At 51.9% G+C, this 20,898-nt stretch carries 23 protein-coding genes; 3 read left to right on the top strand and 20 right to left on the bottom strand.

Annotated elements, in window-relative coordinates; translation table 11 throughout:
- Positions 1 to 86 precede the first annotated feature (86 nt).
- Complete coding sequence (locus tag SRBAKS_RS00685) at positions 87 to 959, top strand: hypothetical protein (RefSeq protein WP_229592582.1); 873 nt, start codon at positions 87 to 89, stop codon at positions 957 to 959.
- Positions 960 to 1,012: 53 nt separating this feature from the next.
- Here the strand turns inward: SRBAKS_RS00685 and SRBAKS_RS00680 are convergent, their stop codons facing one another.
- From SRBAKS_RS00680 to SRBAKS_RS00645, 8 genes are all read right to left on the bottom strand, one after another.
- Positions 1,013 to 1,567, bottom strand: a complete 555-nt coding sequence (locus tag SRBAKS_RS00680) for a single-stranded DNA-binding protein (protein WP_229592580.1) — start codon at positions 1,565 to 1,567, stop codon at positions 1,013 to 1,015.
- Between the two features lie 45 nt (positions 1,568 to 1,612).
- On the bottom strand, positions 1,613 to 1,957 hold the full coding sequence (locus SRBAKS_RS00675) for a hypothetical protein (protein WP_229592578.1): 345 nt from the start codon (positions 1,955 to 1,957) through the stop codon (positions 1,613 to 1,615).
- A gap of 14 nt (positions 1,958 to 1,971) precedes the next feature.
- Entirely contained in the window at positions 1,972 to 2,622 is a 651-nt protein-coding gene (locus SRBAKS_RS00670) for a biotin attachment protein (RefSeq protein WP_229592576.1), read from the bottom strand.
- A gap of 73 nt (positions 2,623 to 2,695) precedes the next feature.
- Positions 2,696 to 4,966, bottom strand: a complete 2,271-nt coding sequence (locus SRBAKS_RS00665) for an acetyl-CoA carboxylase carboxyl transferase subunit alpha/beta (protein ID WP_229592574.1) — start codon at positions 4,964 to 4,966, stop codon at positions 2,696 to 2,698.
- A gap of 1 nt (position 4,967) precedes the next feature.
- Positions 4,968 to 6,386, bottom strand: coding sequence for an ATP-binding protein (locus tag SRBAKS_RS00660; RefSeq protein WP_229592572.1), 1,419 nt, complete (start codon positions 6,384 to 6,386; stop codon positions 4,968 to 4,970).
- Between the two features lie 11 nt (positions 6,387 to 6,397).
- The gene (locus tag SRBAKS_RS00655) at positions 6,398 to 6,778 is read right to left on the bottom strand and encodes a PilZ domain-containing protein (protein ID WP_229592570.1); all 381 of its coding nucleotides are present in this window, start codon (positions 6,776 to 6,778) and stop codon (positions 6,398 to 6,400) included.
- 44 nt (positions 6,779 to 6,822) lie between these two features.
- Entirely contained in the window at positions 6,823 to 7,566 is a 744-nt protein-coding gene (locus SRBAKS_RS00650) for an OmpA/MotB family protein (protein WP_229592568.1), read from the bottom strand.
- A complete protein-coding gene (locus tag SRBAKS_RS00645) occupies positions 7,563 to 8,318 on the bottom strand; it encodes a motility protein A (RefSeq protein ID WP_229592566.1) in 756 nt (251 codons plus the stop codon). The genes SRBAKS_RS00650 and SRBAKS_RS00645 overlap by 4 nt, the downstream gene beginning before the upstream one ends.
- Positions 8,319 to 8,408: 90 nt before the next feature.
- Here SRBAKS_RS00645 and SRBAKS_RS00640 point away from each other — a divergent pair, with 90 nt between their 5' ends.
- Together SRBAKS_RS00640 and SRBAKS_RS00635 are read left to right on the top strand one after the other, a co-directional pair.
- Entirely contained in the window at positions 8,409 to 9,248 is an 840-nt protein-coding gene (locus SRBAKS_RS00640; RefSeq protein WP_229592564.1) for a purine-nucleoside phosphorylase, read from the top strand.
- Between the two features lie 65 nt (positions 9,249 to 9,313).
- Complete coding sequence (locus tag SRBAKS_RS00635; RefSeq protein ID WP_229592562.1) at positions 9,314 to 9,970, top strand: FlgO family outer membrane protein; 657 nt, start codon at positions 9,314 to 9,316, stop codon at positions 9,968 to 9,970.
- 83 nt (positions 9,971 to 10,053) lie between these two features.
- On the opposite strand, the gene SRBAKS_RS00630 is transcribed toward SRBAKS_RS00635, so the two are convergent.
- From SRBAKS_RS00630 to qrcC, 12 genes are all read right to left on the bottom strand, one after another.
- Complete coding sequence (locus SRBAKS_RS00630; protein WP_229592560.1) at positions 10,054 to 10,641, bottom strand: 2-oxoacid:acceptor oxidoreductase family protein; 588 nt, start codon at positions 10,639 to 10,641, stop codon at positions 10,054 to 10,056.
- The gene (locus SRBAKS_RS00625) at positions 10,642 to 11,493 is read right to left on the bottom strand and encodes a 2-oxoacid:ferredoxin oxidoreductase subunit beta (protein ID WP_229592558.1); all 852 of its coding nucleotides are present in this window, start codon (positions 11,491 to 11,493) and stop codon (positions 10,642 to 10,644) included.
- A 5-nt stretch (positions 11,494 to 11,498) separates the two neighbouring features.
- A complete protein-coding gene (locus tag SRBAKS_RS00620; RefSeq protein ID WP_229592556.1) occupies positions 11,499 to 12,644 on the bottom strand; it encodes a 2-oxoacid:acceptor oxidoreductase subunit alpha in 1,146 nt (381 codons plus the stop codon).
- Positions 12,645 to 12,646: 2 nt separating this feature from the next.
- The gene (locus SRBAKS_RS00615) at positions 12,647 to 12,919 is read right to left on the bottom strand and encodes a 4Fe-4S dicluster domain-containing protein (protein ID WP_229592554.1); all 273 of its coding nucleotides are present in this window, start codon (positions 12,917 to 12,919) and stop codon (positions 12,647 to 12,649) included.
- A gap of 238 nt (positions 12,920 to 13,157) precedes the next feature.
- Complete coding sequence (locus SRBAKS_RS00610; RefSeq protein WP_229592552.1) at positions 13,158 to 13,796, bottom strand: precorrin-8X methylmutase; 639 nt, start codon at positions 13,794 to 13,796, stop codon at positions 13,158 to 13,160.
- A 144-nt stretch (positions 13,797 to 13,940) separates the two neighbouring features.
- A complete protein-coding gene (locus tag SRBAKS_RS00605; RefSeq protein ID WP_229592550.1) occupies positions 13,941 to 14,654 on the bottom strand; it encodes an amino acid ABC transporter permease in 714 nt (237 codons plus the stop codon).
- A 10-nt stretch (positions 14,655 to 14,664) separates the two neighbouring features.
- A complete protein-coding gene (locus tag SRBAKS_RS00600) occupies positions 14,665 to 15,432 on the bottom strand; it encodes an amino acid ABC transporter permease (RefSeq protein WP_229592548.1) in 768 nt (255 codons plus the stop codon).
- 79 nt (positions 15,433 to 15,511) lie between these two features.
- A complete protein-coding gene (locus SRBAKS_RS00595) occupies positions 15,512 to 16,318 on the bottom strand; it encodes an ABC transporter substrate-binding protein (protein WP_229592546.1) in 807 nt (268 codons plus the stop codon).
- Between the two features lie 39 nt (positions 16,319 to 16,357).
- Positions 16,358 to 17,086: an amino acid ABC transporter ATP-binding protein gene (locus tag SRBAKS_RS00590; RefSeq protein ID WP_283816503.1), complete on the bottom strand. Its 729-nt coding sequence runs from the start codon at positions 17,084 to 17,086 to the stop codon at positions 16,358 to 16,360.
- A 365-nt stretch (positions 17,087 to 17,451) separates the two neighbouring features.
- Positions 17,452 to 18,474, bottom strand: coding sequence for a TAXI family TRAP transporter solute-binding subunit (locus tag SRBAKS_RS00585; protein ID WP_229592544.1), 1,023 nt, complete (start codon positions 18,472 to 18,474; stop codon positions 17,452 to 17,454).
- A gap of 341 nt (positions 18,475 to 18,815) precedes the next feature.
- A complete protein-coding gene (gene qrcD, locus SRBAKS_RS00580; protein ID WP_229592542.1) occupies positions 18,816 to 20,045 on the bottom strand; it encodes a menaquinone reductase integral membrane subunit QrcD in 1,230 nt (409 codons plus the stop codon).
- Between the two features lie 11 nt (positions 20,046 to 20,056).
- Positions 20,057 to 20,890 (bottom strand): menaquinone reductase iron-sulfur cluster-binding subunit QrcC, encoded by an 834-nt coding sequence (gene qrcC, locus SRBAKS_RS00575; RefSeq protein ID WP_229592540.1) that lies wholly within the window; start codon positions 20,888 to 20,890, stop codon positions 20,057 to 20,059.
- Between the last annotated feature and the right edge of the window lie 8 nt (positions 20,891 to 20,898).

Genomic DNA, 20,898 nt, shown 5'->3' with positions numbered 1-20,898 from the left:
TTGTCATAATCCTGTTAGATCGTCGTTACTGTACCGTAATGACATACTAAAGCGACACATCTTACAGGAGCCCCATGAGACACCCCATGGATTTCGTCTATAAATGGGCGACATATACTTTCGACCCCCTGCACCACTTCTGGGAACACGACAGAACCCAACGCGCTGTGGCAGGGTTTCTTGTCGTGATCTTTGCCTTGACCCTGATCGTTATTGAAATGAAACGACAGGGCATGATCACCGGCCCTAAAGCGCATTTGATTCCCTCCAGCCATTACATGGCCATCAACCTTGCCTTTACCCTGGTGCTGATACTTGAAGTCGTCAGTCTCATCTTCACCCTGCCCTGTTCCATATCCAAGGCCGTGGGCAAACAGTTTGAAATTCTAGCTTTGATCATGCTCCGTAGCGCATTCAAAGCCTTGGCCTATTTCCCGGAACCAATCTCTATCACCGGCCACGAAAAGGAACTCTGGGTCATTATCTCCGACGGCGGCGGGGCTGTGATCATTTTCGCCTTGTTGGGTGTGTACACGCTGCTCAGACGCAACCTCGATGAGACAATTCGCGGCGGCCCCATTCTATTCAAATTCGTCGCTGCCAAGAAGCTCGTGGCCTTGATCATGCTCGGAATCTTTGTCTACATGGGCCTTCAGAACACAGTGCTCTATCTCACTGGGGATCACCCGTTCAGTTTCTTCCAGTCCTTCTATACGGTCCTGATTTTCAGTGACATCATGCTCGTACTCATTGCCCAGCGCTTCCTGCCGGAATTCAGCGCGGTCTTCCGCAACTCAGGCTTTGCTCTGGCCACGCTGCTGATCAGGCTGGCCCTGACAGCGCCGCCCTATTACAATGTGCTCATCGGCATAGGCTCAGCGATCTTTGCCTGCCTGCTCACACTGGTCTACAACACCTTTTATTCCAGTTCGGCAATCTACGCCCGCAAAAAAGCATAAAAAAAGGCGGTTCCTGATTGGAACCGCCTTTTTTATCATCGTATAAACGCAGATTAGAACGGGACGTCGTCCATGCCGCTGGCCTCGGACGGGAAAGCCGGACCGAGATCCTCTTCCGGTTGCTGGGGTTGCTGGGGCTGCTGGGGCTGTCCACCTTGTTGCGGCTGCCCCTGTCCCTGCTGAGGCTGTTGGTACCCGCCCTGCTGCTGGTAGTTATTGTTCTGCTGCTGGTATCCACCCTGCTGCTGACCGGCATACTGGCCCTCAGGAGCACGATCCAGACCCTGGACATTGTCGGCCACGATTTCCGTCATGTACCGATCCTGTCCGGTGTTCTGATCCTGCCATTTGCGGGTCTGCAATTTGCCCTCGACCATGACCAGACGGCCCTTGCCAAGGAACTTGCCGCAGAACTCAGCTGTCTGACGCCAGGCGACAACGTTGTGCCACTCGGTCTTCTCGACCTTCTGGCCTGTCTGCTTGTCCCTATATCCCTCGTCCGTGGCAACGGAAAACTTAGCCCGTGCCTGCCCGGCGGGTGTATACGACAACTCGGGATCACGTCCGAGCCTGCCTATGAGAATCACTTTATTCATACTTCCAGCCATATCTACTCCTTAGAAAAATTACTTGCTCATGAGGTAAAAGAGATATCAAAATTTGTCTGCAATGTCTTCCAAAGCATCCAGACAATCTTCAATCTCATAACTCAGGGAATCGGCCACCTTGGGCTCTCTGTCATTCAAGGCCTTTTCAATCTTGAGACGAATGACTTCGACCTCAGCGGCTTTCTCTTTCAGTGCGGCGGCAGCATCTTCAGGAATCAACCCTGCGCGTCCCGCATCGTGTACAGCCTTGGCAAGTTCCATCACACCTTTGGACCGAATGGCGTCACCACCATCCTCCCACATCAGCCGCCACAGATTGGGCCAGGTCTTCTTGACCTCATCCTCACTGTACGTCCAGGCTGACACCCGGATCTGCAGAACCTTACCCATAAGCCCCCCTTGTGTTATTCCTCTTCTTCCCATTCACTCTGAATGCGAGCCACCACGTCCTGAATCACTGTCAGCTGATCTTCGGGGCAGATGCCAATCAGGGGTTCTCCCTCATCGATATTTTCACCACGCCCGAAATAGACAGAATACACAATTCCTTCAGGACCGCTGTAAGCCAGAGGCGTTTCCCGCTTCATTCGGGATACAATCAAAATCTCCATTCCATCATGGACCTTCACCGAACGCTTGCCGGAAACCTTGAGCTTCTGATCAACTTCAGGAACAAAATAGTATTTGGCACGTTCAGGCGCACGGAAAAGATACAGCGCCTCCTGCAAAATAAGCTCGATGACTTCCTTGCGTGTCAGGTAGTGCTTGATGGTTACCAAAGGTTCACCCGCTTCCACGAATTTGCCTTCATGCTCAAGATGTACGGCTTCGATAATGCCCTTTTCCGGTGCCGGAATGGGCTTCTTGTTCTTTTCGCGGGTCAGATTGGCAAGCAGAGTTCCCGGCTTCTCCATGTACTCTCCACCAGGACCACGAACCATATCCCCCTGCTTCAGTCCGGCAAACTCAACCTTGCCGGTATGCGGTGCACGGATAACGATTTCACGGTAGGGAGACGCTTTGACCTTATCAAGTAACTCTTTGATATTCAGCACGATATTTCCTTGATTTCACTCTATGATTTCAGCTTGTTTAAAACACTGGAGGCGTTGGCACGCCTCAATTGAGCTAGCGATAGTATAGGTTACGACCGCCCATGGTCAAGAGGGATTGATGCAGGTTTTTCTTGACCTCTCGACGATCCCAAATGCCATGAATATGCCCTCTTGAAAGGGCGTGATAGGCTCGATGATAGTCCGGCGGCACGGCTATACCCGTTGTCTCGGTAATCACCCCGGGCCCGGCAAAACCGATGTTGGAGGACTGGACGGCAAACTGGTACGGCGAACACCCGAGAAAGCTGGCCACAGGACCGGCATAGGAATTGGTGTCATAGAGCACGAGGTACAGTCCACCGGCATCAATATACCGCCGCACCGCAATAGTGCAACGCGGCATCTGGATAACGCCGTTCACACCCTCCTGAATTCGTATGCCCGCAGTGCCATGTACATAGGCGATAAGCGGTTGCCGCTTACGACGTGCGCGTTCAGTCGCTCGAATAAATTTTTCACCTTCAGCCGCGCCCACGCTGCCACCTCTGAACGGCGCACATAAAACCGCCACCGTGGTGTCCACTTCCTCAATGGTGGTTTCAAAAGTAATACAGGCGGATTTCAACCCGGTCTTTTCCTTTGCCTTATCCAGTTTGAGGTCGAACTTCTCATACCCCAACGGATTGACGGATTCCAACTGCTGGTTGAACTCCTTGGACACGCTGTAATCAAAAACATTTTCCAGATACCACCGATATTCCATGGGGAAATGGTGGCCACAGGACGGACAGACACCAGCGAAATCACCAAAGAGATCAGGCACCCACAGGTCTGGACAGTGCTGTGTCCGCACGTTGGGGCAGGTGATGGTTCTATCCTCCTGACTGCGAGGGCTGGTCCATGCCCATTCGCTGCCCACAAGACAGGCCCCATCCTCGGGACAGGACAAGCGGGTCAACTTTTCCTTGAACTCATCTCCGATACGGGAATTTTTCTCTTCCTGACCGCCGGGCAGCACCTTGTCCATGGTCTTCTTGAGCGGCATGAGCAGCTTGTGCCGAACCAGATGGGCCTCGGCTCCGAGATCCTCGAACATGGCGTCCAACCGTTTTTTCTGCCTGCCAAGCAGATCATACCGCAGAAAGGAATGGGTGGCCCAGATGGTTCCCTTTGTGGCGGCCATGGCGCGATTGACGATTCCCGTGCCATCCAACCGGGCATTCCGGCTCATGGCCCTGAATTTACGTTGTCGCAAATCCACAAGACGATTCAACGCACGGGGAGACAGCGTCCAGCGCATGTAGATGGATTCGGCGTCATCGGTCTTGCTGGCACGGACGGCCATGGCGCGGTACAGCTTCATGGATTTGACCCCGCTCACCGCTTCGTTGGTGGCCTGAATCAATTCACGTCGCAGTTCCCGGAAAAATTCATAATGATTGGGTCTGGCCCCGAGCGGAGGCTCCTGAATGATGCGATCGATATAGCCGTTTTCCAAATTGTCTTCGGCCGTGATGCACAGTTGTCTGGCACATTTCTCGATAAGTTCCGGGGTAGCCCGTTTCCCATCACGCAATCCACCTTCAATGGCCGCTGCGCCCTCAGGGGAAATAACAGAATAATATCCATGAGAGAGCATTATCCTGCGATCAGCCAGTCCCACGGCCTCGGCTCCACCCGATCCTCCCTCTGAAAAGACAGAGATGACCGGCGCCTTGAGCGCGGCCAGTTCATAGAGATTGCGCGCAATCTGCTGTGCAGCACCGGGCCAGTCTTCCACAGGATAGGCTCCGGGCGTAAAGACATAGGTGTGCACAGGGATATTCTCGGTCTCCGCCACCTTCATATAATGGAGCGCCTTGGCATTGCCCCACGGTTTGACGGACCCGCCATTGCGAAAGGCCTCGCCATGTCCCTTTTCCTGCCCGATAACCATGACCATCTGATTGATGAGCTTGTCGCCTACCCTACGGGAGAACACGGCCCGTGCAATACACATGCTCGGGTCGATGTTGTATTCTCCACGTCCGCCTATTTCGGTATAATTGTCATAGACATTTTCGAGAATGTCCTTGAGGCAGACACGCTGGGGGTGACGAACAATGCGCACCCGGTCCATGGGTGTCAGCGTAAGATCGAGTTTTCGCTCGGAAAAATTGAACAAATCCTCAATCCTGACCAGATCGTCGTTGCCGACGCCAGCTGGGATTTCCTTGTATCGAGCGAGCAACTCATTAAGTTTGTGAGAAAGCAGACGGATGGAGTCGTCTTCACGATTGATGAAGACATCGCGAATGTACGTCAAACGATCCTTGAGATCCTGGATTCTTTTTTCCACATCCATTCTAGAACTCCAGGAGTTGAGTGGTTTTATCTTTTAAATAACTTATATTATTAAAGAATGACTCCGCTTTTCCGCCGACCTCACCTTCCAGAACCAGCTCGTTCAGGAATTGCAAACCTCTGGCCTTGACCTCGTCCAGATCCTTCCCCCACACAATGGCCAATGCCAGGTTCGGGTCGAATTCCATGGGAATTTCATACTCGCAATCCAGCGGGACCTGCGTATACACATCCAGCCATTCGTGTGCATTCCATTCGAAGCGTTTGATCCGTCCGGCGCAAGGCGTAAAGCGGTTGGCGGTGTTTTCAGCCACGATACGATACTCGATGCCAACGCCTGCGGTTTCGATGCTATCCTGTCCGTATCCAAGCGGAGCGCCAAGGGCCAACCGTATCTGCTCGGTGATGATGTCCACGGGTTCGCCATTGACACGAGAAATAACTGCGGACACCCCGTTTTCCACCTGAATACGGGTGTTCACTTCCATAAGAAACGGCTCACCCATGGGGGTGATGATCCATTCCCACGTGCCGACGTTGTCATAGCCGGACTCACGGGCCATGGACAGGGAATGCTGCGTGATTTCCTCCAGCACCCTGGCCGCATCGAACGTATAGGGGATCACCCCCGGTGCAAACCCTGGAGCGACTTCAATTCGTTTCTGCTTGCCGGTAGATTGAACCGAACAGTTACGGGTGCCGAAATGCACATGTCTTTTGCCGCTGCGCTCCGAGACCACCTGTACTTCCAGATGGTTAAAATCAAATATCCGCTGCTCAATGAGCACGCCTTCATCGCCGAAATTGCGTTTGGCATAATTGCGGATGCGCCGAAAAACAGAACGAAACTCGTCAAAGTCGCCCACTTCCTCAATACCCATACCGCCGCCACCGGCTGAGGCCTTGACCATGACCACACCATCGGCAATGCCCTGGCTGATCTGAAAATCAAACAGACTGGACGCGATCTCCTCAGCCTCTATTTCGCTATATACAGGCCGATCCGATCCGGGAACCGTGGGCACTCCCAGACTACGAGCTATACGCTTTGTATTGATCTTGTCACCCAGATCACGGATGACCCACCAGGAAGGACCGATAAACTCCATGGGGCGATCCCTGCGCACAACACGCCGGGCAAACCGGAAGTCTTCGGCAAAAAAACCGTAGCCCGGATGAACAGCTGTTGCTTCACTCGCGTCGGCCACGGCAAATATTTCGTTGGCATCAAGATAGGAAGTGATGGTGTATATAGCGCTGTCGCCCGCCAATTCCCTGGCGAAACGCACATGGCCGGAGTCCTTGTCTTCAGCCGTAGAGACACAGACAAAATCCAACCCCAAACGGCGACAAGCCCCCATGACACGCATGGCAATCTCACCACGGTTGGCTATGAGGACCTTGTGATGATCAATATTCATGCGAACCCCGATCAGTCCTGATCGCGTTTTTTCTTTTTCAATGCGATAAGACGCTTTTGTACTTCAAGCACCAGTTTGTCGAGCTTGATCTGCTTTTGTCTTTCCAAGTCAACAAAATTGAGGCCCACGATGCCGTTATCCAGACACCGCATGACCAAAGCCGAAGCACCGCTGATGAACAGCTTGTTCTTGATGAGCAACTCAATCTCTATGGTCTGCTTTTCCTGAAATCCATTTTCAGAATCAAGCACGGCAAAACCAGTTGCGCTCAGGTCCATGACGTCCAATGCGCGATTGAGTGAAGGAAATCGAACAGTCAGCCCGGGAACCTTGGTTCGAAAGGCTTTTCGCAGCTGTTCTTCTTCATCCGGTATACTTATTTGAAAATCCATATCTCCCCCAAATACATAAATATCTGTTATCCGCCAAAGGCAGCTTACTTCCCTGAGACGCGTTTTTCAAGCACGAACTCCACCCGGCGATTCTTCGCCCGGTACTCTTCAGAGGTATTGGGATACAGGGGGTTGAGGTAAGCCAGACCAGTCGCTGTCAAACGAGTGGATTCCAGACCCATCTTGAGCAACTCTCGGAGAACATTGACTGCACGCATGGCAGATATCTCCCAGTTATCATGGAAACGCGACCCCTGACTGGGCCGAATATTATCAGTATACCCGATGATCTTGATATTCTGATCCTTGTGTTTGATGAAGAATTCCTTGAGCGTCAAGACCATCTGCACCCCTTTGGGGGTGAGCTTCACCCTGCCGGACTGGAACATGACATCGCCGGGAACACGGAGAGTGATGATGCCGTCTTCGAAATTGGCACTAACCAACCCTTCGACACCTTTTTTGGTTTGCAGCGTTTTGACCTCGGCAAAAACCTTGCGCTGGGATTCAATAATCTGACGTCGCATAAGCGCCTGATCAATGAGCACACCGGCTTCATTCTGCGTAATCTTGCTGGTGGAAATCTTCTGCATTTTCCCTTGCAACGCCTTGGTCACCGACGAAAACGTATCAGAAAACTTCTCGTTGTCTATGGTGGACATCGAGTACAGCAATACGAAAAAGACAAGTAGCAGCATGGAGAGATCGGCAAACGTGGTCAGCCACTCTCCTCCGCCATCATCCTCTTCGTCACTGAGGTTTATCAACCGATCATTGTCATCATTCATCGCTGATTCTCACGCTCGGCCGGTGCCAGGAAAGACGAGAGCTTTTCATAAACCAGCCGGGGGTTGTTGTTCTCAAGAATGGATTTGGCACCCTCAAAAATGACTTCCAGATGCAACTGCTCCTGCAAGGTACGCGCTCTGAGCTTGGCTGCCAGTGGAATAAAAAAGAGCGTAGACATGGCAGAACCGTAAAAAGTCGTCAGCAGAGCGACCGCCATGGCCGGACCAATGGCCTTGGGATCGTTGAGTTGGGACAACATCTGCACCAGACCGATGAGTGTCCCCATCATACCAAATGCCGGGGCCAGAGCAGCCAGCCGCTTGAACACATCCTGGCCCACCTGATGCCGTCGACGCATGGAAGTGATTTCAATGGAAAGCGTTGTTCGAATAAGATCAGGATCGGCATTATCCGCGATGAGCTGGCAGGATTTTTTGAGAACCATATTCTCGGTCTGGACATTTTCCAGGGCGACAAGACCTTCGCGGCGGCTGATCTCTGCCACCTTGACCATGATGTTGACCACATCACGGACTTTACTTTTGCGCTGCACGAACATCTTGAACGCAGCGGTGAAGGCCTGTATAACCTCTTCAAACGGGAAGGCCACCATAATGGAGGCCAGGGTGCCGCCAACAACAATCATCATACCGGATATATTGATAAAAACGTCAACAGCACCACCGAGTAAAATGGCACCGCCAATCAAAGACAAACCAACGGCGAGTCCAAGTAGTGTCACAATATCCATAAAGCGAGCCTGTCCTTACATTTCAATTCGATACGCTTGATCAACATGCTCTCCCCCGAGCACACACGACAGCACACTGAAGGAGTCAACATGGAATACCACAAAAAGATACATCATTCTGCCGCATACATACAAGAAAAGCTAGGCAAAATTCAAGATGGCACCGTTGCTTTCATCACCGGGACTGGGTTAGGCGGTCTTGCCGAGGCCATTGAGAACCCTATTGCCATCCCCTATGAGGCCATTAACGAGTTCCCGGTCTCCACAGTCAAAAGCCACGCCGGACAGTTCATATATGGCACCATCGACGGTGTACCTGTCATCGCACTTCAGGGACGCTTTCACCTCTATGAAGGCTTCTCGGCCCAGGAAGCTACACACAATATCCGCGTGCTTGGCGAAATCGGTGTCAAAACACTGATCCTGACCAATGCCGTAGGCGCACTCAACCCGTCCTTTGAAACCGGCTCCCCCATGCTTATCGAGGACCATATCAACCTGACCGGGCACACTCCGCTCAGAGGCGAAAACGTAGACGCCTGGGGCGACCGTTTCCCGGACATGTGCGCCGTGTACGATCCCACTCTGCGCGCTCTGGCAGTGGACAAGGCTCTTGAGCTTGGCATTCGCCTGGAGCGAGGCGTATTCATGCAGGTCATGGGACCGAACATGGAAACGCCGGCAGAAACCCGCATGTACAGACGCATGGGCGCCGACGCCATAGGCATGTCCACCTGCATGGAGGCCATAGCCGCCCATCACATGGGAATCCGCGTACTCGGCATCTCCTGCCTGACCAACAAGAATCTCCCCGACTGCATGAAAGACGCCCCGCTGGATGAAGTCATCGCCCAGGCGGAAAAATCCTCGGCCGCGATGACAAAACTTATCCGTGCGGTCCTAAAGGAAATCCCCGGCTTGACCGAATAAAGGTATGAGTAATCAGTACTCACGCTTTGGCATGTGCTTTCAACTGTGACTCCGGGACGGACACCATGAAACGAACGACCACGACCCTGCTGCTGCTCACTGCTCTCTTCTTCGTCTACGGGTGCGGCAACCGTGCCTGGGAAGACACCAAAGAAGGAGCAGGCGATACGTATGACTTCCTGTTCGACGATGCTCCCACGGCGCGCGCCTACCACGACACAGCTGAGATACCTATCATAGAACTGAACTACAAAGCGGCGGATGTGCTGTATGCCAATGTTGACGATGGCGAATTGACCATGAAGTCCGCTGTTTTTGTCCGTCGTTTTGTCAACCAGAAAGACCCCGGCGACAATGCGATTTTCGGGTATGTCATGACGCAACAGGTAGCAGACCGATTGGTCCAACACGACATCCTCATCACTGATGGCAAACCCAACAAGACCGACTATCAGTATGCCGAAGGGAAAAGTGCGACGGACTATGCAAACCGCAGCGCCCTGAGAGATGACCTGCCGCCCAGATCCGCCATGCTCATCGGGTCGTATGTCATCGCCGATCAATATATCTACATGTCCGCCAAGGTCATCAGACTGGTTGACTCGGCAGTGGTCTCCGCACACAACTGGACGCTGCCCATCACGGACAACATCCGGGAAATGCTGCCCCAACTCAAAAAGGATGAAGGACTCAGCCCGACAGTGAAGACGTCGTTTGAATAACAGCGCGCAAACAAAAAGGGCCGTCGGTATAACCGACGGCCCTTTTTGTTTATTCTGTAACTGTATTCACGACTGCACCACACTTACTCCACTGTCCAGACATCCCCTGCATCTTCGCCCCACTCCTTCTTGGCGAGACGATGGCCAAGATTGAAGGCCTTGGTGTTGACAGCCTTGATCTTGGGTGGCAGCACAGACTCCAGGCTTTTGCGCATAACGCCCTGATTGACAAAGGGCAGCAACATGGACAACGAGCCCAGGACAACGGTATTCATGGCCTGCACAATGCCGACCTTGTCCTTTGCCAGCGTCGTATACGGCAGCCCAAGGAATTGATTGGTAGGCGGCTGCTTGACCAAATCGGTTTCCAAAACAAGGAGTCCGCCCGGCTTGAGGTAGGGGTAATAATTGTTGCACGCCTCCTGAGAAAGCGCCACGAGCAGATCCAGACTTTCCGCCTTGGGATAGCTGATGGGATTGGAGCTGATGACCAGATCGCATTTACTGGACCCGCCACGCGCTTCAGGGCCATAGCTCTGCGTCTGGGTAACGTTGTACCCATGACCAAGGGCAAGCCCCTGTCCCATGATCTTGCCAAGGGTGATGATCCCCTGACCGCCAAGACCGGAGAACCGAATCTCAAAACGATTGAGTTCTTGTTGCGCTTTCATCTACTTGCCCCCCTTGGCTTCCGCCTTGAGGAAATCCGCCTGCATGGCGTAATACTTTTCCTCAAAGCCTGTCCGATCCTTTTTCACGAACTCACCGATGGGCATACGGCCTTCGCGTTCCTTTTCGGACATCTTTTCGTACCGCTCCACGGGGATTGCGGTCTTCTTGAGCCACTTATACATGTCCACGGAGCTCTTGTACTTGTTCTTGCGACCGAACTGGGTATGGCAAGGAGTAATGGCTTCAACCAGCGAGAAACCTGAACGCTGAATGGCTTCGGTCATGATGCTTTCAAGCTTGTTAACGTGAAAGACGGTCCCGCGAGCCACATAGTTTGCCCCCGCGCCCCTGGCCAATTCCACAGTATCAAAACTCTTGTCGAGCTGACCGTATGGGTTGGTCATGGTTGTGGAACCTGCCGGAGTGGCCGGAGAACTCTGTCCACCGGTCATGCCGTAGATATTGTTGTTGAGCACCAAAGCCGTAACGCCGATATTTCGACGGGCTGCATGAATCAAGTGGTTGCCGCCGATGGACAGGGCATCTCCGTCGCCCATGATGGTGATTACATTCAGTTTGGGATTGGCCATTTTAATGCCGGTGGCAAAGCTCAAGGCGCGGCCATGTGTGGTATGGACAGTATTGAAATCCACATACACAGCCAGCCGGCCTGAGCAGCCTATACCGGCCACAACCACAACATCGTCCTTGGGGATCGACAACGAATGGATGGAACGGATCAACGTTCCCAGCACAATACCATGGCCGCACCCTGCGCACAGTACATGCGGAAACTTCTTGTTATGCCTCAGATATTGATGAATGACTTCATTTCCAGTGATACTACTCATGTCGATTACCCCTGCATGATGACCTTGAGGATTTCAGAGGGCGTGACAATCTGTCCATCAATTCTATTGATGGTCCGAACAGACGCATGCCCCATATTCACACGCTTCACCTCTCGGGACATCTGTCCCATATTCATTTCTGGCACAACGAGCGTCTTGGCCTTGGCCAGGATCTTTTCGGTATGCCGCCTGGGATACGGAAACAGGGTCTTGAGCTTGAGAAGCCCGGCCTTCACGCCGTTCGCGCGGGCCTGCTGCACAGCCAGCTCTGCCGAACGGGCCACACTGCCATAGGCAATGACACAAATCTCGCAATCATCAGTCTGAATTTCATCAACAAGCTGGATGTCATAAAAGAACTGGTCGATCTTCCGGTGAATACGATCCATAAGCTCCACGACTTCAGACGGTCTCTGCGTGGGGAACCCGTTTCGATCGTGGGTCAGCCCGGTCACGTGAAAACGGTACCCGGAGCCTATCGGAGGCATGGGCGGTACCCCGCGAACAGTCTCTTCGTAGGGCTTGTACCACTCTGGCGGCATACTCGGCACCGAACGGGAAAAGACCTCGTACTCGCCCTCATTGGGCAGCTCGATCTTCTCACGCGTGTGCGAAGTGACCTCATCCAGCAGCAGAATGACCGGCGTCCGATATTTCTCCGCCATGTTGAAGGCGGTAATGGTCATGTCCAGACACTCCTGCACGTTGGATGCAGACAGGACGATGATGGGGTGATCTCCATGGGTACCCCAGCGAGCCTGCTGCACATCCCCCTGTGCCGGGCAGGTGGGAAGCCCGGTTGACGGACCGCCACGCATGACATTGACAAGCACCATGGGCGCTTCAGCCATAATGGCATAACCAAGGTTCTCCTGCATGAGCGAAAATCCGGGCCCACTGGTCGCTGTCATAGCCTTGCGGCCAGCCATGGAAGCGCCGATAACAGCGCCCATGGAGGCGATTTCATCTTCGAGCTGGATAAAGACACCGTCTTTGATCATGGGTAGACGCTGCGCCATTATTTCCATGATCTCTGTAGACGGAGTAATGGGATATCCACCATAAAACGAACATCCGGCTAACAATGCGCCTTCGACAACGGCCTCGTTGCCGAGCGCAAAAATTTCCTTACGCTTCTTACGTCTGGGCATGTCTATTCAGCCCCCTTCCCGGTCGCTTTTTTTGCAGCGGCTTTAGGTTCATCCTCTTGAACAGGCTCCTTGTCCGTGACCACAATGGCGAAGTCAGGACAGTGCAATTCGCAAAAACCACACCGGATACAGTTCTCTTCGTGCTCCACTTCCGCTTTGCCCTGCATGCTCAGACTGAGCACCTTTCCCGGACAGAATTCAACACAAATGCCGCAGCCTTTGCACCAATCCGGATACACAGTGACTTTGTTGTTCCCTTTGTCTTTTCTAGCCATAGCTCCTTCCAGCTCTGATGAGGTTTGTTCGGGTTCAAACCTGAAAAACACCATTAATTTCACGCAAAGTACTTTTCGATTGCCAAGGTACTTTCTTTAACAACTAGCAGGATTTGCCTGAGTATCCAACAGTTTTAGAAAATTCTTTTACCCCTCTCGAAAAACGTAAATGAAAAACAAAAAAAAACGCTCGAAGTTTTTCTCTTCGAGCGTTTTTTTCAGGACGAAAAAGCATGAATTACGCAGCCAGAACCGCCAGAGCATTGATCACGGAAGCAGCCAAAGCGCTTCCGCCCTTTCGACCTTCAATACTTATATACGGAATATCCCGACTCATAAGCAACGCCTTGGACTCGGCCGCGTTCACAAAACCGACTGGCATTCCAACTACTAACGCCGGAACAGGCATGCCATTATCAATATGTTCCACAAGACGAATCAAGGCAGTCGGCGCATTTCCAATGACATAGATTGCTGGCTTGAGTTCGTTTACTGCGACATCAACAGCCGCTTTGGCCCGTGTAATCCCTTCGTGGGCGGCTCTTTCCACCACGCGCTTGTCATTGATCAGGCACTGCACCACACAGCCCAGAGGATCAAGCCTACGGACAGGCATACCCCGTTTGGCCATCTCGGTATCCGATACAATGACACATCCTGATTTGAGTGCTTTTAGCCCCGAATCCACGGCATTACCGTGGAATCGCACCAGCTCCAACATCTCGAAATCGGCTGTTGTGTGAATCATTCTGCGAACAATTTCCCACTCTGCACCCTCAAACGGACGGGGTGCAGGCACCTCGAAATCAATAATTCGAAACGATTCAGACTCGATATCTTCGGGTCTTGTAAAATTCTGAAGAGTTATTTTGCGCAAAACAGACCACTCCAAGGAACATATTATTTCAATTTCTGATGTAGTAAATAGCAAAAAAACGAACGGTCCGGGAACGTTTTTTCACAATTCCCGAACCGCATAGGTACATATTTCTTTCAATTCAGCCGCGTATCACCGAGACAATTACCTGTCTCTCGCCTGATAACGGGACAATTGTGCTTCCAGACGACGACTGTAAGACGTCAGAACATAGCAGATCATGAAGTACAAACAGGCAATGGTAATCCAGACTTCAAACGAAGCCATGTCTCTGTTGTTCACCTGTACGCCAGTACGGGTCAGCTCAATAACACCGAGAATGGCGGCCAGCGACGTATCCTTGGTCAATGAGACGAACTGATTGACAAAGGAAGGAATCATATTCCGCAACGCCTGAGGCAAAATGATGAGCTGCATTGCCTGAAAATGAGACAACCCAGTGCTTCGGGCCGCTTCCATCTGTCCTTTGGGCAGAGCAATGACACCCGCGCGGACAATTTCGCCTACATACGCTCCAGTAAAAAACATGAAGCAGAACATCGTTGTGGTAAAAGCAGGCATGGTCTGCCCGGTGATGACCGGAGCCAGATAATAGAACCAGAAAATGAGCAGCAACAAAGGCATGCCGCGTATCATTTCAATATAACAAACAGCCGGGTACTTCACCCACCATTTTTTCGAGAGACGCATGAGCCCGGCAGCAAGGCCGAGCCAGAAGGCGCCAAATATACCGAAGATAGCCAGAATGACACTGGCAACAAGCCCTTCGGGATTGTGGATAAAGGGAAAGGTCGAATCAAGGACCGTGTTCCCGTACAGGAAATAGTCAAAGTTGTGGATAGGTACTTCCCAATGCATCACATGCCCCCTAGTACATGACCTGAATCATGTAGTGCTTGTTGTACATGTTGATGCAGAAAGACACGATCAGTGAAATGACCAGATAAATCAACAAGGCAACGGTGAACGCCTCGAAAGGCATGGCATGATAGGATTCAATCTGCGTGGCCTGGTACATGATATCGGCAACTCCAAGTACCATGACCAGCGAAGAGTTCTTGATCAGATTCAATGCCTGGGAAATAAGCGGAGGAATGACAATACGCAGGGCCTGCGGGAGAATGACAAAACGATACCCCTGCAAAAATGAAAGCCCCACTGCCCGTGACGCCTCAAGCTGATTCTTGGGGATGGAAAAGATTCCGGCACGAATCTCCTCGGCGATAAATGCCGATGTATACACAGTCAGGGCAATCACACCTGAAATAAGCTCCGCATTGAACAGCATCCACTCACCGACAAACTCATGGCCGAACAGGGAAAAGGAACCCGGGAACCAATAGTACAAATCATTGATCCATTCGTTGACCACAGCGGGGAGCACGTAATGCGATGCGTTGTACCAAAAAAATATCTGAATGAGTAACGGCGTATTTCTAAAGAACTCGGTGTATGCAAGACTCAGCCACTGCACTGGCTTGAATGGCGTCATACGCATGAGACATATAAGTATACCAAGCAGCATGGCACTGATGAGCGATATAACGGACACCTGCATTGTCGTGACAAACCCTTCCCACATCCATTGAACGGGTTCGCCGGAAAACATTTGAGCCCAGTGAAAATTATAATCCAAAACGTTATCCGTTTATTTAAAGGGTTACCCAAAACCGGGAGCGCACGATGCGCCCCCGGTGAATCAGACTATATCAGCCTTACATGGGCCACAATTCGAGAGTCCAACCTGCGGGCAGGTCGTAACCCATCCACTTCTTGAAGGTCTTGTGGTAGGTGCCGTCGAGCCACATTTCGTTCAGAGACTTGTTGACGAAATCGCGGAAAGCGGAATCATTGGAAGGAACGCCGAGGCCGTAAGGCTCGGAGGAGAAGAAGTCACCGACGATTTCCCACATTTCGGGGTTGTCGTCGCCAGCTTTCAAGCCAGCCAGGATACCGGAATCAGTGGTCACAGCTTTGACCTTACCCTGCTTCAGAGCCATGAAAGCCTGAGGGTACTCGTCGTAAGAGATGACCTGAGCCTTGGGCTGGGCAGCCTTGATGTTCTTTTCAGAGGTGGAACCCTTGACGGTACCGACTTTCTTGTTGGCCAGATCGTCAGTGGACATGATGCCGGAATCCTTCTTGACCAGCAGCTTCTGACCATCCATGAAGTAGGTGATGGAGAAGTCGATCTGTTGGTCACGGGAGAACTTGTGCGTCATGGTGGCGGCCAGCATGTCAACGGAACCCTGAGCGAGCATGGGGATACGGTTCTTGGAAGTAACAACCTTGAACTCGGTCTTCACGCCGAGCTTGGAGGCGATGTACTTGCAGACATCAACGTCAAAGCCAACAAGTTCCTTGCTGTCAGCGTCAATGAAGCCGAACAGGTTAACGGAGTCTTTGACACCGCAAACCAAAACGCCTTTGGCTTTCACATCTTCGAGTTTGCCGGCAAACGAGACAGATGCTGCAAACATGAAAGACAGCACCAGAGCCAGAATAATAACCAAACGTTTCATAATCTTCTCTCCTCTCTTGAGATTATAATTATATACCAATTAAAGAATTTCCTTCAGGAAGTTCTTTGTACGCTCATTTTGCGGGTTCTTGAAAAATTCATCCGGGGGAGCCTGCTCCACCACTACGCCACCGTCCATGAACAGGACACGGTCGCACACCTCGCGGGCAAAACCCATTTCGTGGGTGACACAAAGCATGGTCATACCTTCGCGCGCAAGGTCTTTCATTACGTTCAGGACCTCGTTGATCATCTCCGGGTCAAGAGCCGAGGTCGGTTCATCAAAAAGCATGACCTTGGGCTTCATGGCCAAAGAGCGGGCAATAGCCACACGTTGCTGCTGACCGCCTGAAAGTTCTGCGGGATATTTATGGGCCTGATCGTGAATGCCCACTCGTTCAAGCAGACTCAAGGCAATGGCCTCAGCCTCGTCCTTTGGGGTATTGCGAACCTTGATGGGAGCCAGGGTAACATTCTTGAGAACGGAGAGATGCGGGTACAGATTGAACTGCTGGAAGACAATGCCGATTTCAGCACGCAGATCATTGACATTAACGTCTTTGTCGAGGATATCCTTACCGTCAAAGAGAATCTGCCCTTTCTGATATTCTTCCAACCGATTGATACAGCGAATGAATGTGGACTTGCCGGAACCGGAAGGGCCACAGATTACAAGCACCTCGCCCTTGTTAACGGATTCGGTAATGCCCTGCAAAACGTGGAAATCGCCATACCATTTATGCAGCTTCTGCACTTCTATCATAGCCATTTAACAATTCTCCGAGGTAAATAAAAGAAAACTAACGATGGAGTGCTGTCTGAAGCCTTGCCCCTGCGCGTCAGACAGATTTCCCTGAACAAACAAACATATTCTACGATATATGAAAAAAGTCAAGAAACAGTTCGTATTCCACACATTCTACGACACGTGAACACAACCTCATGCATCCCGAACAACAACGCCTTCAGCCCCATCAAAAGCAACTGAATCAATCCTCCACAACCGTGCTTTGCGACTCCAAAACACAAGGGACAAACGGAGCATGGAAGAACAACACTCATGCACACCTTACCCCGTAATTAAAAAGCAACGCCCCTCTTCCGAACTCCACAAGCTCTCAATGACAAGCAGCACTATTTGAGTCCTGCTTCCTTGTAGTACCGCATGGCACCAGGATGAATCGGCGCGGACAAACCTTGCAGCATGCCCTCCCGGGTCAGCGTTGCATATGCCGGATGCAACCCCTTGAACTCTTCGAAATTCTCAAAGACTTCCTTTGTAATGGCGTAAACGACCTCGTCCGGAACATCGGCAGAGGTAACAAGCGTTGCTTTCACGCCAAAGGTCAAGACATCAGCTCCTGCATTCACGGCATTGGGATAATGCCCCATGGGAATAATCGCAGGAGCATAGTACGGATACTTGGTAAAGAGGGAATCAATGCCGACAATGGGCACAATGGTGACCTTTCGTGACCCTGCGCATGCTTCCTTGATGGCTCCCGAAGGATGCCCCACCGTATAAAAGAACGCATCAATCCGACCATCTTGAAGCAGCCCTGGAGCTTGGGCCGCCTTGATCTTCACAGATTCCTGCAAATCGTTCAGCGTCAGCCCGGCAGCCCCAAGCGCGTCAATGGAATTTTGGAGCTGGCCAGATCCCGGATTCCCGATGTTGACCCTTTTCCCTTTGAGGTCCTTTATACCGACAATCCCTGTGTCCGCCCCTGCAACAAGGGTGACACATTCCGGATGTATGGAGAAAACCGAACGGAGCTTGTCCTGAGGGCCCTTGCCTTCCCACTCGGCGATGCCTTCCATGGCCTGATATTGACGGTCTGACTGAGCAATACCGAATTCGAGATCACCAGCCACGACAGCATTGATGTTGAAAACGGAACCGCCTGTGGATTCGACCGTTGCACGGATGCGGTAGACGTCCTTCTTCTTGTTGACGATCTTGGCAATGGCGCCACCGGTCGGATAGTAGACTCCTGTGATCCCCCCTGTACCAATAGTCACAAAGGTGGATTTGTGCGGAGTGACAGGGGCTTTCTGCTTGTCCATCTTCTCTTGTGGCGCTTCACCACAGGCATGCAATGATAGAAGCAAAGCCAGTATAGCTGCTGCAACAATCATCTTCAACACGGTCTTCATTCAAACACCCCCGCAATATACGAAAAATGAGGTTCAACGCAGCTCGAAAACTGGTGCCAGCTAGAGAACTCACAATCATTTAAAACAATTGAACTGAAACCATTACCCCTCGGATTCAGCCACATAATACACAATTCTTCCAAACTAGGTTATTAACAATAAATATATTTTCATGCAATGAGATTAAGAATAATGAATACGAGTAATCTGGGGCGATAGCTCCCTGTCAGCCCTCACTATTCCGTCAAAAAAACTCGATAAGCATGGCAAGACCAACCTGCCTTTATCGAAAAAAAAGGCCCGCTCTACCGAGCGGACCTTTAATCTTAGCGAGTTCGAACCTAGTTATTCAGCTCACGTTCCTGAGGGAACAGCGGCAGATAACGGTAAACCAGCGTCAAAACCAGGAAGCCGTAAGCCACGATCATGATAGAGGAGGCGTACTCAACCCAGTTGGGTGCGTAAACCTGCCAGCTATCAAAAGGCAATGCGGGCTGTGCAATGGTCTGAACCGTAAACACGTAGCGGTTTATGGAAACACCGATACATGCCAGGATGGCTGCGATATAGAGCATAGCCGGACGGTTGCGAATGCTCGGAGTAATCATCATGATGGCAGGAATAACTCCGCAAATGATGATTTCCGTGTACAGCAACCACTTACCGTAAACCAAGCCGTAGAACATGTCGTCAAAGGTCAGACCGACAGAAGGCAGGTAACCGGTTGCCCAGGCCCAGGTGTCAATGATCTTGAAGAACATGTAGACGCTGAGCATGGTGCCGGCGATTTTGCCCATGAGGGCCTTGGTCTTGTAATCCACGAGCTTCTTGCCGGTGAGCTTTTCCATGAAGGTGGCGACCAGGACGGTGAAGACCGGACCGGTACCAACAGCGGAAAGCACAAAGAGGAAGAAGGTCCAGGGCCAGATGAAGAAGCCTTCGCGGAAAGCGTAAGGACGACCGATCAGGACACCGTACATACCACCCAGGGAACCCTGGTGGAAGGTAGACAGGAATGCACCCAGGCCTGCGAACAGAGCCATGTTGACATGCATGTTGTGAGCCAGCGCGTGGATGAAGGGAATCTTGTTCAACTGCTTCTGTTCCAGGACCAGCGGGACGAACTCGATGATCAGAACGGTGCAGTAGCAGGTGATACAGAAGATAACTTCAGTCAGCATGGAGTGAACGTTCGGATGCCAGTAACCGAACCAGGCACGGCCCGGCTGGCCAATATCGAGCGTCAACACCAGCATTGCGCCGGAATAGCAGATAAATCCGACAACAACCGTCAGGTTGATGATTTTCTCAAGTTGTTTGATCTTGAGGATGTACTTGAGCAGACCGGTGAAGAACGCACCGGCGCCAAGAGCGATCACGGCAAGGTCAAAGGTAATCCAGGCACCGAACCCGAAGTAGTTATCCAGTCCGGTGGTACCGATTCCGTTATAGAGTACGAGAACGGCGGCATACAGACCCCAGGTAAAGAACCCGAGAATCACGGCAGTCCAGATAAGGAACTGGCCGAACGAGCACCGCTGCACCCCTTCCGGGAAGAGTTTGCTATCCATTGTTCAGCCTCCTAACCGTGCGAGTTGGACGGAGCACCATGGCCACCGCCGTCTGCGTTGTAGTTATCACCCTGCTTGCGGACCCATTCACGTTCACTGGTGTAGTAGACCTGAGGTGCCAGGCCAAGCTTCTCCAGCAGGCGGAATGCGTTGGGGCCTTTGGCGAGGTCATGCACTGCGTGTTCGGGATTGTTGAGATCACCGAAAGTGATGGCCTTGGTGGGACAAATCTCGGCACAGGCGGTGTTGTACGCGCCATCAGCCAGATTCATCGGATCCTCGTCATTCTGACGGGCTTCATTCTTGGCGTCCAGGTAACGGGAGTGACAGAAGTTACACTTCTCAACCACACCACGAGGACGGACGGACACGGAGGGAGACAATCCCTTGTCCATGCCTTCGGGCCAGAGCGGATCCCACCAGTTGAAGTAACGAGCGTGGTAGGGGCATGCAGCCATACAGTATCTACAGCCGATACAACGGGGGTAGATCTGAGAGACGATGCCGCCCTCTTCATTCTTGTCCGTGGCGATAACCGGGCAGACAGGCACACATGCGGGGTTACCGCACTGCATGCAGGGCCTCGGCAGATAGGCAGTCTCGTGATCCGGGAATGCCTGGCCGTTGGACAGTTCGTACACGTTCATCCAGGTCAGGGTCTTGAGCTTGTTGGATGCTTCGTCGCGATCCTTGGTCAGAGCCTGAACATAGTTATAAGGGTCATTCTTGGTCATGGGAGCGATATTGTTTTCCACCTGGCAGCCAACCATACAGGCGCCGCAGCCGGTGCATTTATCAATATCAATGACCATGCCCCATTTGATTTTGAATTCTTTTATTTGCATGTCGGTTC

Origin of the sequence: Pseudodesulfovibrio sediminis (assembly GCF_020886695.1) — a bacterium.
Taxonomy (GTDB): Bacteria; Desulfobacterota; Desulfovibrionia; order Desulfovibrionales; family Desulfovibrionaceae; genus Pseudodesulfovibrio; species Pseudodesulfovibrio sediminis.
This window is presented reverse-complemented; position numbering and strand designations above follow the sequence as displayed.

Excerpts from the sequence above, each read along its gene's own strand:
- SRBAKS_RS00685 (WP_229592582.1), top strand. The coding sequence starts at position 87 with ATGGATTTCGTCTATAAATGGGCGACATATACTTTCGACCCCCTGCAC.
- SRBAKS_RS00680 (WP_229592580.1), bottom strand. The coding sequence starts at position 1,567 with ATGGCTGGAAGTATGAATAAAGTGATTCTCATAGGCAGGCTCGGACGT.
- SRBAKS_RS00675 (WP_229592578.1), bottom strand. The coding sequence starts at position 1,957 with ATGGGTAAGGTTCTGCAGATCCGGGTGTCAGCCTGGACGTACAGTGAG.
- SRBAKS_RS00665 (WP_229592574.1), bottom strand. The coding sequence starts at position 4,966 with ATGGATGTGGAAAAAAGAATCCAGGATCTCAAGGATCGTTTGACGTAC.
- SRBAKS_RS00660 (WP_229592572.1), bottom strand. The coding sequence starts at position 6,386 with ATGAATATTGATCATCACAAGGTCCTCATAGCCAACCGTGGTGAGATT.
- SRBAKS_RS00655 (WP_229592570.1), bottom strand. The coding sequence starts at position 6,778 with ATGGATTTTCAAATAAGTATACCGGATGAAGAAGAACAGCTGCGAAAA.
- SRBAKS_RS00650 (WP_229592568.1), bottom strand. The coding sequence starts at position 7,566 with ATGAATGATGACAATGATCGGTTGATAAACCTCAGTGACGAAGAGGAT.
- SRBAKS_RS00645 (WP_229592566.1), bottom strand. The coding sequence starts at position 8,318 with ATGGATATTGTGACACTACTTGGACTCGCCGTTGGTTTGTCTTTGATT.
- SRBAKS_RS00640 (WP_229592564.1), top strand. The coding sequence starts at position 8,409 with ATGGAATACCACAAAAAGATACATCATTCTGCCGCATACATACAAGAA.
- SRBAKS_RS00635 (WP_229592562.1), top strand. The coding sequence starts at position 9,314 with ATGAAACGAACGACCACGACCCTGCTGCTGCTCACTGCTCTCTTCTTC.
- SRBAKS_RS00630 (WP_229592560.1), bottom strand. The coding sequence starts at position 10,641 with ATGAAAGCGCAACAAGAACTCAATCGTTTTGAGATTCGGTTCTCCGGT.
- SRBAKS_RS00625 (WP_229592558.1), bottom strand. The coding sequence starts at position 11,493 with ATGAGTAGTATCACTGGAAATGAAGTCATTCATCAATATCTGAGGCAT.
- SRBAKS_RS00620 (WP_229592556.1), bottom strand. The coding sequence starts at position 12,644 with ATGCCCAGACGTAAGAAGCGTAAGGAAATTTTTGCGCTCGGCAACGAG.
- SRBAKS_RS00615 (WP_229592554.1), bottom strand. The coding sequence starts at position 12,919 with ATGGCTAGAAAAGACAAAGGGAACAACAAAGTCACTGTGTATCCGGAT.
- SRBAKS_RS00605 (WP_229592550.1), bottom strand. The coding sequence starts at position 14,654 with ATGCATTGGGAAGTACCTATCCACAACTTTGACTATTTCCTGTACGGG.
- SRBAKS_RS00595 (WP_229592546.1), bottom strand. The coding sequence starts at position 16,318 with ATGAAACGTTTGGTTATTATTCTGGCTCTGGTGCTGTCTTTCATGTTT.
- SRBAKS_RS00590 (WP_283816503.1), bottom strand. The coding sequence starts at position 17,086 with ATGGCTATGATAGAAGTGCAGAAGCTGCATAAATGGTATGGCGATTTC.
- SRBAKS_RS00585 (WP_229592544.1), bottom strand. The coding sequence starts at position 18,474 with ATGAAGACCGTGTTGAAGATGATTGTTGCAGCAGCTATACTGGCTTTG.
- qrcD (WP_229592542.1), bottom strand. The coding sequence starts at position 20,045 with ATGGATAGCAAACTCTTCCCGGAAGGGGTGCAGCGGTGCTCGTTCGGC.
- qrcC (WP_229592540.1), bottom strand. The coding sequence starts at position 20,890 with ATGCAAATAAAAGAATTCAAAATCAAATGGGGCATGGTCATTGATATT.